The 16,738-nt window shown below is 45.5% G+C and carries 14 protein-coding genes and 1 rRNA gene; 8 read left to right on the top strand and 7 right to left on the bottom strand.

Annotation, left to right across the window (positions count from 1 at the left end; translation table 11 throughout):
* Positions 1 to 71: 71 nt before the first annotated feature.
* From NX845_RS18895 to glyQ, 3 genes are all read right to left on the bottom strand, one after another.
* A complete protein-coding gene (locus tag NX845_RS18895) occupies positions 72 to 2,159 on the bottom strand; it encodes an alpha-amylase (protein WP_260257073.1) in 2,088 nt (695 codons plus the stop codon).
* Between the two features lie 202 nt (positions 2,160 to 2,361).
* Positions 2,362 to 4,443 carry a glycine--tRNA ligase subunit beta gene (gene glyS, locus NX845_RS18890; protein ID WP_260257072.1) on the bottom strand — a complete coding sequence of 694 codons (2,082 nt, stop codon included), beginning with the start codon at positions 4,441 to 4,443 and terminating at the stop codon, positions 2,362 to 2,364.
* A gap of 2 nt (positions 4,444 to 4,445) precedes the next feature.
* Entirely contained in the window at positions 4,446 to 5,375 is a 930-nt protein-coding gene (gene glyQ, locus NX845_RS18885; protein ID WP_016794169.1) for a glycine--tRNA ligase subunit alpha, read from the bottom strand.
* A 420-nt stretch (positions 5,376 to 5,795) separates the two neighbouring features.
* Between glyQ and NX845_RS18880 the strand changes: the two genes are divergently transcribed.
* Both NX845_RS18880 and NX845_RS18875 read left to right on the top strand, forming a co-directional pair.
* On the top strand, positions 5,796 to 6,350 hold the full coding sequence (locus tag NX845_RS18880) for a TMEM165/GDT1 family protein (protein WP_017077289.1): 555 nt from the start codon (positions 5,796 to 5,798) through the stop codon (positions 6,348 to 6,350).
* Between the two features lie 151 nt (positions 6,351 to 6,501).
* Positions 6,502 to 6,756 (top strand): hypothetical protein, encoded by a 255-nt coding sequence (locus NX845_RS18875; protein WP_004736676.1) that lies wholly within the window; start codon positions 6,502 to 6,504, stop codon positions 6,754 to 6,756.
* Between the two features lie 83 nt (positions 6,757 to 6,839).
* Here NX845_RS18875 and tusA read toward each other — a convergent pair whose 3' ends face one another.
* On the bottom strand, positions 6,840 to 7,091 hold the full coding sequence (gene tusA, locus NX845_RS18870) for a sulfurtransferase TusA (RefSeq protein WP_017055492.1): 252 nt from the start codon (positions 7,089 to 7,091) through the stop codon (positions 6,840 to 6,842).
* 149 nt (positions 7,092 to 7,240) lie between these two features.
* Between tusA and NX845_RS18865 the strand changes: the two genes are divergently transcribed.
* Positions 7,241 to 7,426, top strand: coding sequence for a hypothetical protein (locus tag NX845_RS18865; RefSeq protein ID WP_004736674.1), 186 nt, complete (start codon positions 7,241 to 7,243; stop codon positions 7,424 to 7,426).
* Between the two features lie 156 nt (positions 7,427 to 7,582).
* Complete coding sequence (locus NX845_RS18860; protein ID WP_260257071.1) at positions 7,583 to 8,524, top strand: LysR family transcriptional regulator; 942 nt, start codon at positions 7,583 to 7,585, stop codon at positions 8,522 to 8,524.
* A 135-nt stretch (positions 8,525 to 8,659) separates the two neighbouring features.
* On the opposite strand, the gene NX845_RS18855 is transcribed toward NX845_RS18860, so the two are convergent.
* The 3 genes from NX845_RS18855 to fadB form a co-directional block, all read right to left on the bottom strand.
* Positions 8,660 to 9,640, bottom strand: coding sequence for an MDR family oxidoreductase (locus tag NX845_RS18855; protein ID WP_102462814.1), 981 nt, complete (start codon positions 9,638 to 9,640; stop codon positions 8,660 to 8,662).
* A gap of 242 nt (positions 9,641 to 9,882) precedes the next feature.
* Positions 9,883 to 11,046, bottom strand: coding sequence for an acetyl-CoA C-acyltransferase FadA (gene fadA / locus NX845_RS18850; protein WP_260257070.1), 1,164 nt, complete (start codon positions 11,044 to 11,046; stop codon positions 9,883 to 9,885).
* A 26-nt stretch (positions 11,047 to 11,072) separates the two neighbouring features.
* Entirely contained in the window at positions 11,073 to 13,244 is a 2,172-nt protein-coding gene (gene fadB / locus NX845_RS18845; RefSeq protein WP_102491194.1) for a fatty acid oxidation complex subunit alpha FadB, read from the bottom strand.
* A gap of 227 nt (positions 13,245 to 13,471) precedes the next feature.
* Here fadB and NX845_RS18840 point away from each other — a divergent pair, with 227 nt between their 5' ends.
* From NX845_RS18840 to NX845_RS18825, 4 genes are all read left to right on the top strand, one after another.
* The gene (locus NX845_RS18840) at positions 13,472 to 14,095 is read left to right on the top strand and encodes a YigZ family protein (protein WP_004736669.1); all 624 of its coding nucleotides are present in this window, start codon (positions 13,472 to 13,474) and stop codon (positions 14,093 to 14,095) included.
* A 34-nt stretch (positions 14,096 to 14,129) separates the two neighbouring features.
* On the top strand, positions 14,130 to 15,587 hold the full coding sequence (locus tag NX845_RS18835) for a TrkH family potassium uptake protein (RefSeq protein ID WP_017077285.1): 1,458 nt from the start codon (positions 14,130 to 14,132) through the stop codon (positions 15,585 to 15,587).
* Between the two features lie 10 nt (positions 15,588 to 15,597).
* Positions 15,598 to 16,125, top strand: coding sequence for a menaquinone-dependent protoporphyrinogen IX dehydrogenase (gene hemG, locus NX845_RS18830; protein ID WP_017077284.1), 528 nt, complete (start codon positions 15,598 to 15,600; stop codon positions 16,123 to 16,125).
* Between the two features lie 538 nt (positions 16,126 to 16,663).
* Positions 16,664 to 16,738, top strand: a 16S ribosomal RNA gene (locus NX845_RS18825); the annotation flags it as partial.

Below are 16,738 nucleotides of genomic sequence, written 5' to 3'. Positions count from 1 at the left end.
GTGTTTCGTGATCAAAAAAGGAGAAGCCTAAGCTTCTCCTTTTAATTTGTGCGGGTTATTTCAATCAGCGCTTACTTTGAGCCAGTATACACAACCAATACCTTGTCATCTTGGTATTGGCGTTCGAACGCATAGTAGCCTTTGCTGTTACGGATGATGTGCTTACCCTGAGCAACAGCTGGGTGGCGTTGGCGGAATTGGCCAAGCGCTTGCCAGTGTTCTAGTAACTCTGCTCGTTCACCTGTAATTTGATCCCAAGGCATGTCAGAGCGAGTGCCTTGCATTGGGTCGGAGCCTGTTGGGCCGAAATCACGAGCGATTTCATCACCGTAATAGATCTGCACTGCACCGGGAGCCAGCATCAACGCGTTTGCAGCTTTGGTTTGTTTTGCAAAGTCACTGCCGTGTTGTGTCCAGAATAACGAGGTGTCGTGAGATGAAAGGTAACTCAACACGTTGAACTCGCTGTCACTGTTGATCTTGTCTGCGTAGCGCAGGTAGTCAGCATCGAGATCGGATAGGCATTTAAGCGCCTTGGGTGCGATATCACTCTGGAATTCAAAGTTGATGATCGAATCAAATCCGTTAGCGAAATAGTCTGATTTCACCACGCTGTGTGCCCATACTTCGCCAGTCATCCAGAAAGGTAAGTCATCCAAGGCCTTATCTGGGTTGTTTTGCTTCCACTCGGCAAGTGCTTGGTTAGTGCTATCTTTGAGCTCTGCCCATGCTTCGAGTTCAACGTGTTTAGCGGTATCGACCCTAAAGCCATCAACACCATATTCGCGCACCCAATCTGATAGCCAAGTGATTAAATGGTCACGAGGTGTTTTGAGTTCATCGGTCGCGCTGGTGGACTTATTGAGATAGAAATTAGGCAGCCCGGTTGTCTCTGTCGACTCTGTTTTGAAATCGGGCAGGTGCGCCAAAGACATGGTGAGGTTATTGTAACCCGGAGAGTCATAGGCGCCGATATCGCTGCGCAACCAAGCTTTGCCCCACCACTTTTCCCACGCTTCTTTGTCGCTGTAAGAGATGTAGTTGTTGAAGTAGTGCCAGTTCTGACCTTTAGCGGGTTGCCAATCTGTCCAATTTTCGCCAAGTGTTTGTTTAGCTTGTTCGTCAGTTAGGTTGAGCTTACCAAAATCAAACTCTTGCATGTCGGCAAGTGTCGCATAACCGGTGTGGTTCATTACCACATCCCAAACGACACGAATGCCTTTGCTATGCGCGGTATCGATGAAGGTTTTCAGCTCATCTTCGGTACCTATGTTGTCATCGAGCTTGGTCCAATCTTGGTGGTAGTAGCCATGGTAGCCGTAATGTTTGAAGTCACCGCGATCACCACCGCCAACCCAGCCGTGGATCTGCTCTAGTGGAGAGGTAATCCAGATGGCATTGGCACCGAGTGATTCTATGTAGTCGAGTTTTTCGGTTAACCCGGCTAAGTCACCACCGTGGAAGGTGGCTATTTCATCTTGTCCGTCTTGCCTGCGCCCGTAACTGTTGTCGTTATCAGGGTTACCGTTGTGGAAGCGGTCGGTCATCACGAAGTAAACCGTGGCGTTGTCCCAACTAAAATCGGCTTTGGTTTCTGGTTCTACTTTCTCGAGTAGCAGAACGCCTTGGCTATTTTCTGCTGGCTGCATGGTGACGCTGCCATTGGTAACTGTGACTTGTGTACCTGAAAGAGCATCTCTTACTAGAGTACCTTCATCAAAGGTTTGAGTAACATCGATGGTGGTTGGCTGGTCACTAGGTACTGGGCAGGCAAAGCTTTGAACTTGTTGTTGCTTTGGCTTTATCTGTACCGTGAGTTCATTGGTCTGTGGGTTGAGCGTAAATTGGTAGGTGTTAGCACGAAAGACCTTGATGGCGATTTCAGAATTATCGGCACAATCGTTTAGACGAAGGGGTTTATTGAATTTGATGCGACTCTCTTCAGCCAAAGCATAGTTAGTACCACAGGTATTTTGAGCGTCGCTGATAGAGAAGGTATAGCTACCTTTGGCGAGTTCCTGTTCTGCAATTACGGTGCCTTTACCTGATGATTTAAATACGACAGTGTCGTTATCAATTGTCAGTAATAGGTTATTGTCACTGGTTTGGCTGCATGCGCTGAGTGCGAGCATTGAAAGCGCGAGTACTGTTTTTTTCATTGTTCCCTTCCCCTGAATAAACAGGTTATTTATAGCAAACAATGCCCTCTACAGTCTGAGTGCTGTTTCATTCAGTTAGTCAATAATACCTCTACAAACAAATGCTTGGTTCACAAAAACAAAAAGGGAAGCTTTCGCTTCCCTTTGGGTGTTTACCGTTAGTTACTCAGAGTATGGCTTAGAGCAACTGTCTCACTCGTGCTTATTTTTGCAGTAGAGAGATGTCAGCAATCTGTAGGAACAGGTTACGTAGGTTATTGAGTAGCGTTAGACGATTCTTCTTAAGCGCTTCGTCATCAGCCATAACCATTACGTTATCAAAGAATGCATCAACGGGTTCACGTAGATCTGCAAGCTTGCTTAGGGCTTCTTGGTAGTTACCTGTTGCGAATGCTGGCTCTAGTGCTTCTGTCATTACTTCAACGTTTTCAGCCAGCGCTTTCTCTGCGTCTTCTTGAAGAAGCGCTAGATCGATTTCAGCGGATAGATCGCCATCGAATTTCGCGAGGATGTTACCTACACGCTTGTTCGCTGCTGCTAGTGCTTCTGCTGCTTCCAGTTCACGGAAGTGAGAAACCGCTTTAACACGTTGGTCAAAGTCAGCTGGCTTGGTTGGACGACGTGCTAGTACCGCTTGGATGATATCAACACTGAAACCAGCATCTTGGTACCATGCGCGGAAACGACCTAGCATGAAGTCGATAACGTCAGCTTCTACGTTTTCGTTGGTTAGCTTGTCGCCTAGTAGCTCTTTCGCTTTACCGATTAGATCAGTTAGGTCTAGGTTGTAGCCGTTTTCAACGATGATACGTAGCACACCTAGTGATGCACGACGTAGAGCGAATGGGTCAGAACCTTTTGGTGCTTGGCCAATACCGAAGATACCTACGATAGTGTCTAGCTTGTCTGCCATTGCTACAGCAGATGAAATACCAGTGCTTGGTAGTGTGTCACCTGCGAAACGAGGCATGTACTGCTCGTAAAGTGCTAGTGCTACTTGCTCGTCTTCACCATCGTGCGTTGCGTAGTGCATGCCCATCACACCTTGAGTATCCGTAAATTCGAATACCATTGATGTCATTAGGTCACACTTAGCCAGTAGGCCTGCGCGCTTAGACTTTTCAACGTCAGCATCGATTTGCTCAGCAATGTAGCCAGCAAGCTCTGTGATGCGGTCTGTTTTGTCTTTGATAGTACCTAATTGCTTCTGGAAGATAGCTTGGTCTAGTTCAGCAAGACGGTCGATAAGCGGACGCTTACGGTCGGTGTTGAAGAAGAACTCAGCATCAGCAAGACGTGGACGTACAACCTTCTCGTTACCTTCGATAACGTGACGAGGCTCTTTAGACTCGATGTTCGAAACGAAGATGAAGTTTGGTAGAAGGCTTCTTTCAGCGTCACCAATCTCATGCGAATAAACAGGGAAGTACTTCTGGTCGCCTTTCATGGTGTAAACCAAAGCTTCAGAAGGCACTTTTAGGAACTCTTGCTCAAACTTAGCAGTAAGCACCACTGGCCATTCAACCAAAGAGGTAACTTCTTCAACAAGGTCATCTTCTAGGTCAGCAATACCGCCAACCGCGTCTGCTGCTTTTTTAGCATCAGCAAGGATGATCGCTTTACGCGCATCGTAATCTGCCATTACTTTACCGCGCTCTTCTAAGATCGCAGGGTATTGGTCAGCAGAGTCGATTGTGAACTCTTGTTCGCCCATGAAACGGTGACCACGGATAGTACGAGCAGAAGCTACGCCTAGGATTTTGCCTTCAACAAGCTCATCACCTAGTAGTACTGTCAGTGTTTTCACTGGACGGATAAATTGAATGTCTGAGTTACCCCAGCGCATTGCTTTAGGAATTGGTAGGCCAGCGAGAGCTTTCGCAGCGATGTCCATCACCAATTCTTGAACAGGTTTGCCAGCTACTTCTTGTTTGAAAAGAAGCCACTCGCCTTTGTCTGTTTTCAGACGGTCAGCTTGCTCAACAGTAATACCGTTACCACGAGCCCAACCTTGTGCAGCTTTAGTCGCGTTGCCTTCAGCATCGAATGCTACAGAAATTGCAGGACCGCGCTTCTCAACGACTTTGTCTGCTTGGCCTTCAGCCAGTGCCGTCACTTTAAGTGCTAGACGACGAGGTGCTGCGTACCATTTGATGCCTTCGTGAGAAAGCTCAGCCGTTTTAAGACCCGCTTCAAAGTTAGAAGCAAAGGCTTCTGCTAGAGAACGAAGTGCCGTTGGTGGAAGCTCTTCCGTACCCAGTTCAATTAGAAAATTCTTCGCCATGATTATTTACCTTCCTTTTCTTCTACAGTTCGGCACATTGGGAAGCCAAGTGCTTCACGTGACGCGTAGTACGCTTCTGCAACAGCTTTAGTCAGGTTGCGGATACGAAGGATGTAACGTTGACGCTCTGTTACAGAGATAGCTTTGCGCGCATCAAGGATGTTGAATGCGTGACCTGCTTTTAGAATGCGCTCGTAAGCTGGAAGCGGCAGTGGCTTCTCAAGCTCAAGTAGCTCTTTACACTCTTTTTCGCATTGGTCGAAGAAAGTGAATAGGAAATCTACGTCTGCGTGCTCGAAGTTGTATGTTGATTGCTCAACTTCGTTTTGGTGGAAGATGTCACCGTAAGTCACGTTAGAACCGTCTGGTGCTACGTTCCATACAAGGTCGTAAACAGAGTCTACTTCTTGGATGTACATTGCTAGACGCTCGATACCGTAAGTGATCTCACCCGTTACAGGCTTACACTCAAGACCGCCAACTTGTTGGAAGTAAGTGAATTGAGTCACTTCCATACCGTTTAGCCATACTTCCCAACCAAGACCCCATGCGCCTAGCGTTGGGTTTTCCCAGTTGTCTTCTACGAAGCGAATATCGTGAACAAGTGGGTCGACACCAAGAACTTCAAGCGAGCCTAAGTACAACTCCTGGATGTTATCTGGAGAAGGTTTTAGAGCTACTTGGAATTGATAGTAGTGCTGCAGGCGGTTCGGGTTTTCACCGTAACGACCATCGGTCGGACGACGAGAAGGTTGAACGTATGCCGTAGACATTGGCTCTGGGCCAAGTGCACGTAGACATGTCATTGGGTGAGAGGTGCCAGCACCTACTTCCATATCTAGTGGTTGAACAATGGTACAACCGTTTTGTGCCCAGTAATCCTGCAGCGCGAGGATCATTCCCTGGAAGGTTTTGATATCGTATTTTTGCATAGTCAGGTTCGCGCGATTCTTTTAAATGAATGAGAAAAATAACCTCTGAGTATACCGAGATATTGGTAAAGCGAGTAGGGGTAATCTTGTTTAATTAGTGGTCTAAAATGTCGTTTAGTGGATTTTTTTGCCTTTAATGTTTTTTTTTCGGCACAAGTGGATATTTTGATAACTTTGACACTTGTGTTTGAAAGCGTGGGTGATTAAAATCTCGCGGTCTTTGGGGAGTAGCTTACTTATTCATATCCTATTGAATGAGTTCGTCCGTCAACATAATTGATGCAAAATCATCATGGCGTTCGAGGCAACCACCATCTTGGTGGCGCTTAGCAAGACCTTAGACAAGCATCGTGAACCGGGATGGGGCGCGAGGTTTGTCTTTGGTTAAATATAATAATCTCCGTCCCAAATGAGCATGTCGTGAGCGTTTTAGCAATTTCAATTACAACTGTCGCCTTAGCCGAGATCGGTGATAAGACTCAGTTGCTATCCCTTTTATTAGCCAGTCGATATCGCAAGCCGATACCTATTATCGCGGCTATCTTCTTTGCCACCATCGCCAATCATGCTCTTGCTGCATGGCTCGGTGTCGTTATCGCAGATTACTTATCTCCTGAAATCTTAAAATGGGTGCTGGTGGTCAGTTTCATTGCGATGGCGGGCTGGATTCTGATTCCGGATAAGTTGGATGACGATGAGCAGATCTCGAATCGAGGCCCATTTGTTGCCAGTTTTATCGCTTTCTTTATTGCTGAGATTGGTGATAAGACTCAGATTGCGACCTCCATTCTAGGGGCTCAATATTCGGACGCATTAACGTGGGTAATTCTTGGCACAACGATCGGAATGTTGCTGGCGAATGTACCTGTAGTGATCATTGGTAAGTTATCGGCAGACAAGATGCCCCTTGATCTGATTCGCAAGATCACGGCCTTGTTATTCGTGGGTTTGGCTATCGCAGCGGCTTTCTATTAAGCGGTAGTATTGAGTCTTATTATACTCAATCAGTGGAGTAATGTGTTGTAGGTCATACTCTTACAGTATTGTGGAGTTTATCGAGCGAATGGACATATAACTGTCATACTTGTCATGATATTTTAACCTTGTGAGTTAAGAACACGAGGGCATGATTATGTTGACGCGTTATATGGGAATTACTCCACAAAGCCAAAGTTATCTATTTACCTTTGGTCTTGCACTTACACTATTAGGCATGGTGTTGACGGACATGTGGCTACCGATGGTGGCTGGTTCGATGATCATGACCGGGCTTGCGGTAGAAGCTTGGATTCGGGTCGCGCATATTATTCCTATGCGAAAAGATATCCGAGAAATTCAGCATCAGCTTGAGCATCTGCAAAATAAATCTAGAAACGAATAAACAAAAAGCCGCTCGTACTCTGAGTTCTGTTGAAGAACATAAGGTACGAGCGGCTTTTTTGATGCTTGATATTGAGGTGAGGCTTATGCCTCCAACCCTTTTCTTATCAAATATTGGTAAGGCAAAGCTTCAGTCGCTTGGCCGACTAACTGATGATCCATAAAACGACAAAAGCTCGGAATATCACGAGTTGTCGAAGGGTCGTCAGCTTTTACCAGTAACACATCGCCATCCTGCATGTTTCTAATTGTCTTCCTGACCATCATTACTGGCTCTGGGCAACGCAGGCCTTCAGCTTCTAAAGTGTGGGTTGCCAGTTCAGGTTTGAATGTCATGGTTTGTATCTCTATATCTATCTAACGAGTGAATAATACGTCTGCAGAAAAAATATGCAATAAGTGCTTGGCAAACAGAATCATTTCCTATAACTTAGTTAACAAGTTGATAACAACTTGTAACAAGGGCAACTAGCTAAGGAGTGGCGATGTTGACAGGATTAGATAGATTAACAATTTATTCAGTTCTCTGTTTTATTTCTTTTTGTGCGTTAGTACTACGCTCATCGACAGAGACCTCTCTAATGCCAATTTTTGGCATAGTAGCAACGATTATTGGTATTTGGGTAGAGATGCGCCGTTGGCAAGGCATAGCCGAGGAGCAAGAGCACTAACCCGAATACAACAAGCAAATTCCAATACGACAACATTCCGACACTATCCCCAGATTTTCTTGGGCTTCCCCGCGTAATTGCGGGATTTTTTTTATCTAAAGCATGCTATAAACAACTTAGTGACCAATGATCATTGTATACAGCTAGGTAAGTGGCGTGGAATTAGAAGACATCTATCGTAGAGACCTGAATTTACTGGTCGCCTTAAAGGTATTGATTGAAGAGGGCAGTGTTAGTCAAGCCGCGCTTCGTCTTAACCTAAGCCAATCGGCAACCAGCCGAGTATTAGGGCGCTTAAGAGAACTACTCAACGATCCCCTGTTTACACGCCAAGGTCAGCACCTTATTCCCACCAAGAAAGCTCTCGAGATCAGCCAGCGCATTGATCAGCCTTTAGAATCATTCCGCCAACTTCTTAGCCCGAGTGATTTCGATCCTTACTATTGCAGCGAGCGATTTTTGATTGCGACCACTGACTACGCGATGCAAACCATCTTGCCTTATGCTCTGCCTAAGATTTATGAACAAGCTCCTAATATCTCTTTGGAGTTTGCTCCGTTGCAGCATGAGCATTTGTTTAAACAGCTCAGTACCGAACGCGTTGATATGGCGATCTGTCGTCCGAGTGGCAGCATTGCACCACTTCATCAAGAGGTCTTGGGGCCGGTCGGTGTGTCGTGTCTGTTATCTAAAAACCACCCATTGGCGGATCAGCCTTTAAGCCTTGAAGACTATGTATCACTCCCGCACGCGATGATTGCGATCAGTGATGGTGTTAAGGCTTTATTAGACAACGCGTTAGCCAATCAACAGCCTCGAAAAATGGTGTTGCGTGCTTATCACCTTGAAGCCGCATTGGCGATTGTCGATAGAATGCCGTTGGTGATTACTGTGCCTGCTGATTTGGCTTATTTGGTGGCGGAGCGCTATGACTTGGTTGTTAAGTCATTACCATTTGAGTTTATGCCGTTTGATTACTCGCTGATCTGGCACTCGCGCTGCGATTCTTCTGCTTCACAACAATGGTTAAGAAGAGTGGTAAAAGAAGAGTGTGGTGAGCTGATTCAAAAACGGATTGCGGATGTAGGTTTGGGTTAACCGGGTCTTAGCTTTGGTTCACTTGATTCTAATGACAAAAACGCAAAAGGGCTGATAGTAATCAGCCCTTTGTTATTTTGGGTTATCCAAATCTAAAGCTGGTGCTTGAGGTTTGATAACTTTATGTTTGAGAATCTATAGTTTAATAACTACACGACCAGTGATTTGACCGTTAGTGATGTCTTCTGCAGCTTGAATTGCGCCATCTAAAGACACTTCTTTGGTTGCTTGAGCGTAGAAAGACTCTGGTAGTAGCTCAGCCAGTTGTTCCCACGCTTTAATGCGTTTTTCACGAGGGCACATTACAGAATCAACACCCTGTAGACGAACATTACGCAGAATGAATGGCATTACCGTGGTTGGTAAGTCAAAACCGCCTGCTAGACCACACATTGCAACCGCGCCGTTGTAATCAATTTGTGCCAATACTTTCGCAAGTACTTTGCTGCCTACCGTATCGATAGCACCAGCCCACAGTTGTTTCTCAAGTGGCTTCGCCGGTTCTTCTAGTTCAGAACGCTCTACAATGCGTGTCGCGCCTAGTGATTTAAGTAGTTCACCGTTTGCAGAAGCACGACCAGTCACCGCAGCCACTTTGTAACCTAGTTGGTTAAGTAGCGTAATAGACACGCTGCCTACGCCGCCACTTGCGCCAGTGACTAGGATCTCACCGTCTTCTGGTTTGATGCCTGCATCCACGATAGCTTGCACACAAAGCATTGCTGTGAAACCTGCTGTACCGATCGCCATGACTTTCTTTGCGTCTAGACCCGCTGGCATTGGCACTAACCAATCACCGTTTAGGCTCGCTTTCTCAGCCATGCCACCCCAGTGACCTTCACCAACACCCCAACCCGTTAGAACAACTTCGTCGCCTGCTTTGTAACGCGGGTCATCAGATTGTGAAACCACACCTGAAAGGTCGATACCAGGAACCATAGGGAAGTTACGAACAATGCGCCCTTTACCTGTAATCGCCAAACCATCTTTGTAGTTCAAAGAAGAGTAGCTCACATCAACCTTCACGTTACCTTCTGGTAATTGAGATTCATCAATTTGAGATACTGATGCGATAGTTTTTTTATCTTCTTGGTTTAGTACAAGTGCTTTAAACATGATCTGCTCCGTGGGAGGAATATTAGGAAACTGAAGTAACTTTAGTTGAATCATCGAAGAAAAAATAATGAAACATCAACATTGAATCTATGCGTTTTGTGCATAGATGTGAGTGGTGCTTTTTCTCTCGCTAAGTTCGCTGAACGAATCGATACATTATTGGACGCCGAGCAATAAAAAGTGCAGCTATATAAATATAGCTGCACAAAATATTACTCTACAAGTATTACAACCAACGACCGCTATGGGCGTTCAAATACCGTTGCAATACCTTGGCCTAAACCAATACACATGGTCGCTAAACCGTATTTCACGTCTTGTGCTTCCATCAGGTTGATTAGGGTCGTCGAGATACGAGAACCAGAACAGCCCAGTGGGTGACCAAGAGCAATCGCACCGCCGTTAAGGTTTACTTTCTCGTCAACTACATCCAGTAGACCTAGGTCTTTCGCACATGGAAGAGATTGAGCCGCAAACGCTTCGTTTAGCTCAATCACACCCATATCTTCGATGGTTAGGCCCGCACGTTTAAGTGCTTTTTTCGTCGCTGGTACTGGGCCGTAACCCATGATTGAAGGATCGCAGCCTGCGATAGCCATCGACTTCACGCGAGCGCGAATCTTAAGGCCAAGCGCGTTAGCTTTATCTTCACTCATGATCAGCATTGCAGAGGCACCATCAGACAGTGCTGATGAAGTACCTGCTGTTACCGTTCCGTTTGCTGGGTCGAATACAGGACGCAGCTGAGATAGACCTTCAACTGTTGTTTCTGGGCGAATAACTTCATCGTAATCCAGAGTGAACAGTGAACCGTCTGCAGCGTGAGCTTCTGTTGGCAGGATTTCGTTTTTGAAACGGCCTTCAACTGTAGCTGCTTGAGCTCTAGCGTGTGAGCGTGCTGCGAATGCGTCTTGGTCTTCACGGCTAATACCGTGCATTTTACCTAGCATCTCAGCCGTTAGGCCCATCATACCGGCAGCTTTCGCTACGTGTTTTGACATGCCAGGGTGAAAATCAACACCATGGTTCATTGGTACGTGACCCATGTGTTCGACACCACCGATCAGGCAGATTTCAGCATCGCCAACCATGATAGAGCGGGTTGCATCATGCAGAGCTTGCATAGATGATCCACATAAACGGTTGACCGTTACCGCACCAATCTCAATCGGTAGACCAGCAAGCAAAGCAGCGTTACGTGCAACGTTGAAGCCTTGCTCTAGCGTTTGTTGTACACAACCCCAGTAAATGTCTTCAATCTCGACAGGGTTTACTTCTGGGTTGCGCTCTAAAATGCCTTTCATCAAATGTGCAGACAGATCTTCAGCACGAGTGTGACGGAAAGCTCCACCTTTGGAACGTCCCATTGGGGTACGAAGGCAATCAACAACAACTACATTTTTCATTTTGCTATTCCTTTTCCAAATGTGGGTTACAGAGAACTGGCTTGTTGACCGTCGTAAAAGCTTTCGCCCTTCGCTGCCATATCAAGCAATAGTTGAGGAACTTGGTACATTGCACCTAAGTCTTGGTAGCTCTTCGCCATTTCAACGAAGTTACCAATACCCACACTGTCTAAGTAGCGGAATACGCCGCCTCTGAATGGAGGGAAGCCTAAACCGTAAACCAGTGCCATATCCGCTTCTTGCGGTGTCGCGATGATGCCTTCTTCTAAACAAAGCACCACTTCGTTGATCATAGGAATCATCACACGTTGGATAATGGTCTGGTCATCAAAGTCTTGTGGCTGTTGGCATACGTCAGCCAAGATAGGAAGAATCTCTTCAGAGAAGGTCTTCTTAGGGCGACCGCGCTTATCTACGCTGTATGTGTAGAAACCGCTGCCGTTCTTCTGGCCGTATTTTTCAGCGACATAAAGCGCGTCAATCGCATCACGACCTTCTTTACCCATACGCTCAGGGAAACCTTGCGCCATTACTGCTTGGGCATGGTGTGCTGTGTCCAAACCAACAACGTCTAATAGGTACGCAGGGCCCATTGGCCAACCGAACTTGCGCTCCATGACTTTATCGATCTTAGTGAAGTCAGCACCGTCGCGTAGCAACATGCTGAAACCGCCAAAGTAAGGGAAAAGTACACGGTTTACGAAGAAGCCAGGGCAGTCATTAACAACGATAGGGGATTTGCCCATTTTCGCTGCGTAAGCGACTACGCGATTAATTGTTTCTTCTGAAGTATGCTCACCACGGATGATCTCAACCAAAGGCATGCGGTGTACTGGATTAAAGAAGTGCATGCCACAGAAGTTTTCTGGGCGCTTTAAAGATTTCGCTAACAGGTTGATTGGAATCGTTGAGGTATTTGATGTAAGAACCGTGTCTTCACCAACCAAACCTTCCACTTCGCTCAAAACTGCCGCTTTTACTTTCGGGTTTTCTACAACTGCTTCCACAATCACATCCGATTGCTCAACACCTGCATAATGTAGACTTGGAGTAATAGAAGACAGAATACCTGCCATCTTGAACCCATCCAGGCGACCGCGTGATAAGCGTTTATTCAACAGCTTAGAAGCTTCGTTCATACCAAGATCAAGAGACGCTTGTGCAATGTCTTTCATCATCACTGGCACGCCTTTCAATGCTGACTGGTAAGCAATACCGCCGCCCATGATGCCAGCGCCAAGTACTGCTGCGCGTTCAGTTGCTTTATTCGCAGACTTACCAGCTTGTTTTGCTAAGCCTTTAATGTATTGATCATTCAAGAATAAACCGACAAGTGCTTTTGCTTCTTCAGATTTTGCTAGCTTAACGAAGTGTTTGCGTTCAATGTCTAACGCCGCATCGCGATCGCTGCGCGCTGCTTCTTCAATTGCAATCACAGAAGTAATCGGAGCTGGGTAGTGAGGACCTGCTTTTTGAGCAACTAAGCCTTTCGCCATGGTAAAGCTCATCATCGCTTCGAGTTTGCTTAGTGAAAGCGCTGATGTTTTTTGTTTGCGACGTAGCTGCCAATCAAGTTTCTCATTGGCTGCCAAAGAAACCGTGTTGATCGCTGATTCTAGTAGTTGGTCTGTTTCAACAATCGCATCTAACAAGCCAACTTTAAGCGCTTCATCTGCACGGCATGCTTTGCCTTGAGTGATAATTTCCATCGCGCTGTCAGCACCGATAACACGAGGTAGGCGCACACAACCACCAAAACCAGGCATGATGCCAAGTTTGGTTTCTGGTAGACCTATGCTGGTGGTCTTGTCACCGATACGGAAATCGGTAGCGAGTACACATTCACAGCCGCCGCCAAGGGCATGGCCACGCATCATTGAAAGAGTTGGGACAGGAAGGTCTTCGAGCTTGCTGAAGATTGAATTAGCGAATCTTAACCATTCATCAAGTTCTGCTTCTGGCTTAGCAAATAGGCCAAGAAATTCAGTGATGTCTGCGCCCACAATGAACGCGTCTTTGTTTGAAGTTAAGATTAAACCACGTAATCCTGCGTGAGCATTAAGAGCATCTAACGCTTTATCTAGTGATTCTAAAGTTGCAAGGTCGAGTTTGTTTACAGATGCCGGTGCACAGAAGCTAAGTTCTGCAATACCATCTTGTAATTCCTTTACCTGTAAGGTGTTAGCTTGGTAAATCATTGTCTATCTCCATGACATACAATCCACGATTGTTTGAGAGAATCTTGTTATCTTTCTATTATTGTAGAATACCTGGTAAGACCAGTTATTCTAGTCTGTACCTCTGCTTGGTGAATTTCAATACATTTTTTAAACAATTGTTTAACATTGTGCGACAGCACAGATCCTCTAACCCTTATTATTCACGCGTGATACACTTCGCCGCTCTTAATAATTAAGTTAACGATATGAATGAACAGCCCTATTTAATACCGTCAGCGTCGGCTTTATTTGAAGAAGAGATAAAAAAGAGCGTTTTTATTACTCATCTTGCTCATACTCCAAGTGTAGAAGCTGCTAAGCAGTTCGTTGAACAGGTAAAAAAAGAGCATTCTTCAGCGCGACATAACTGTTGGGGCTTTGCTGCAGGGCGACCTGAAGACTCGATGAAGTGGGGCTTTAGTGATGATGGCGAACCCTCGGGTACTGCTGGAAAGCCTATCTTGGCGCAACTGTCTGGTTCGGGTGTTGGCGAGTTAACGGCCGTAGTCACTCGCTATTCAGGCGGAATCAAGCTCGGTACTGGTGGTTTAGTTAAGGCTTATGGTGGTGGAGTACAACAAGCTCTCAAGCTGCTTCAAACTATCGAGAAAAAAATAACCACAAAATTACGGCTAGAGTTAGACTATGGCTTTGTGCCGATTGCACAATCTATCATGGCTCAGCATCAGGCTGTTGAAGTCCAAGCGGATTATGGTGTTCAAGTTGAGCTTATTATTGAAATAGAGCTCCTTCAGGTAGATTCGTTTACCCAAACCATGATCAATAAAAGCGGTGCTAAGGCACTGGTAACGAAAGTCAAAGACAACTAGGAAGTGTGAAGCATTTCGCTTCGTTCAATAGCTCATGCAATTTCGCTCAATTATTCGAATCGTCGGATTATTATTAGCACTTTTTAGTGTATCAATGCTCGCACCTGCGCTCGTCGCTCTGATCTATCGAGATGGTGCGGGTGTGCCATTTGTGACAACCTTTTTTGTTCTCTTATTCTGTGGAGCAACCTGCTGGTTTCCAAACCGACGTTATAAGCATGAATTGAAAGCGCGTGATGGCTTCTTGATTGTTGTTTTATTCTGGACGGTAATCGGTAGTGCTGGTGCGCTGCCGTTTTTGATCGCCGATAACCCCAATGTGTCGGTAACCGATGCTTTCTTCGAATCCTTCTCTGCATTAACAACCACGGGCGCGACCGTTATTGTCGGCCTCGATGATCTGCCTAAGGCGATTCTGTTTTACCGCCAGTTCCTGCAATGGTTTGGTGGTATGGGTATCATCGTATTGGCGGTAGCCATCCTTCCTGTTCTCGGCATCGGTGGTATGCAGCTATATCGTGCAGAAATCCCGGGCCCTGTAAAAGACAGTAAGATGACTCCGCGTATTGCTGAAACGGCAAAAGCGCTTTGGTACATCTATCTGAGCCTAACGATTGCTTGTGCGGTGGCGTTTTGGCTTGCAGGCATGAGCTTCTTTGATGCTATAAGTCATAGCTTCTCTACTATTGCGATTGGTGGCTTCTCGACTCACGATGCGAGTATGGGCTATTTCAACAGTCCGGCTATCAACATGATTACGGTCGTGTTCCTTCTTATCTCTGCGTGTAACTATTCGCTTCACTTTGCTGCATTTGCTTCTGGTGGTGTGCATCCTAAGTATTATTGGAAAGATCCTGAATTCCGCGCCTTTATCTTTATTCAAGCAGTCTTGTTCTTAGTTTGTTTCTTATTACTGCTTAATCACCACTCTTATGACTCGTATTACGATGCTTTTGATCAAGCGTTGTTCCAAACGGTATCTATATCGACGACAGCAGGCTTCACCACTACAGGTTTCTCCGAGTGGCCATTGTTCTTACCTGTTCTGCTTCTGTTCTCTTCTTTTATAGGGGGCTGTGCAGGTTCAACGGGCGGTGGTATGAAAGTCATTCGAATCTTATTGCTTACTTTGCAAGGTGCTCGTGAAATGAAGCGCCTTGTCCACCCGCGTGCTGTCTATACCATCAAGGTTGGCGGTTCTGCGTTACCACAACGTGTTGTTGATGCGGTTTGGGGCTTCTTCTCTGCATACGCATTGGTTTTTGTGGTTTGTATGTTGGCTCTTATTGCTACTGGGATGGATGAGCTGAGTGCTTTCTCTGCCGTAGCGGCAACATTGAATAACCTTGGCCCGGGCTTAGGTGAAGTGGCAATGCACTTCGGCGATGTGAATGATAAGGCTAAATGGGTGTTGATCGTATCTATGCTGTTTGGTCGTTTAGAGATATTCACCTTATTAATTTTATTGACCCCTACGTTTTGGCGTAGCTAAGGACAACATTGTGGCAAAAGCTCTATTTTTGTATTCAAGCCGTGAAGGGCAAACCAAGAAGATCTTGAACTATATAAAAGAAGAAATGAATGAGTTCGAATGTGAGCTTCAAGATCTGCACACTATTAGTAATGTCGACTTTGCTCAATACGACCGAGTGTTGATTGGTGCATCTATTCGTTACGGCCACCTTAATAAGAAACTATATAAGTTCATTGATGCCAACCTTACTCAGTTGCAATCCAATAAGGTTGCCTTCTTCTGCGTTAACTTAACGGCTCGTAAAGAAGACCAAGGTAAAGACACCCCTGAAGGTAGTGCCTATATTAAGAAGTTTCTTCTTAAGTCACCATGGCAGCCGACTCTAATCGGTGTATTCGCGGGTGCTCTCTATTACCCTCGTTATAACTGGTTCGATAAAACCATGATTCGCTTCATTATGAATATGACAGGCGGAGAAACGGACACAACCAAGGAAGTTGAGTATACGAACTGGGAAAAAGTCTCTTTATTCTCTAAGAAATTGCAAGAGATGTAAGAGAAAAGCCTACTTTTGAGGCGTTTTGTGCTCTTTTTAATCGAACGAATAAAAAAACGAGAAAAACTTCAAAAAGGGCTTGCCAGTGTGATCGAAATCTCTATAATGCGACCTCGTTGAAACGGGAAGGCTTCGTAAGAAACCAAAACGAATCAGCAGGTCAAATTAGCCAAGCTAAGCGCTTGAAAAAAGTTTTGAAAATAGTGGTTGACACTAAAACTTAAATCGCTAAAATGGCCGTCCGATTTGAGCGAAGCTCAAAAAGGAAAAGCTCTTTAACAATTTAAACCTATCAATCTGTGTGGGCACTCGTTGATGAATATCAAAACGTTATTGGTTCTTTTTCGAAAGAGCGTAATAACAGTTACTTCGGTAACAAACTTGATTTCAATGAACTGAGTGACCAATACGAATAACTTCGGTTATTTGGCACAGTCAATTCATTACCATTCTGTTGGAATGGTAATAGCTTTAAAATTACACTCTTTATTTATAAAGAATAGTTTTGAAGTCAGTATTCGTTGAGTCACAAAATCTTAAATTGAAGAGTTTGATCATGGCTCAGATTGAACGCTGGCGGCAGGCCTAACACATGCAAGTCGAGCGGAAACGA

The sequence above is a fragment of the Vibrio sp. NC2 genome, from assembly GCF_025195005.1.
Classification (GTDB): domain Bacteria; phylum Pseudomonadota; class Gammaproteobacteria; order Enterobacterales; family Vibrionaceae; genus Vibrio; species Vibrio splendidus.
The sequence above is the reverse complement of the archived record's forward strand: the minus strand, read 5'-3'. Positions and strand labels throughout refer to the sequence as shown.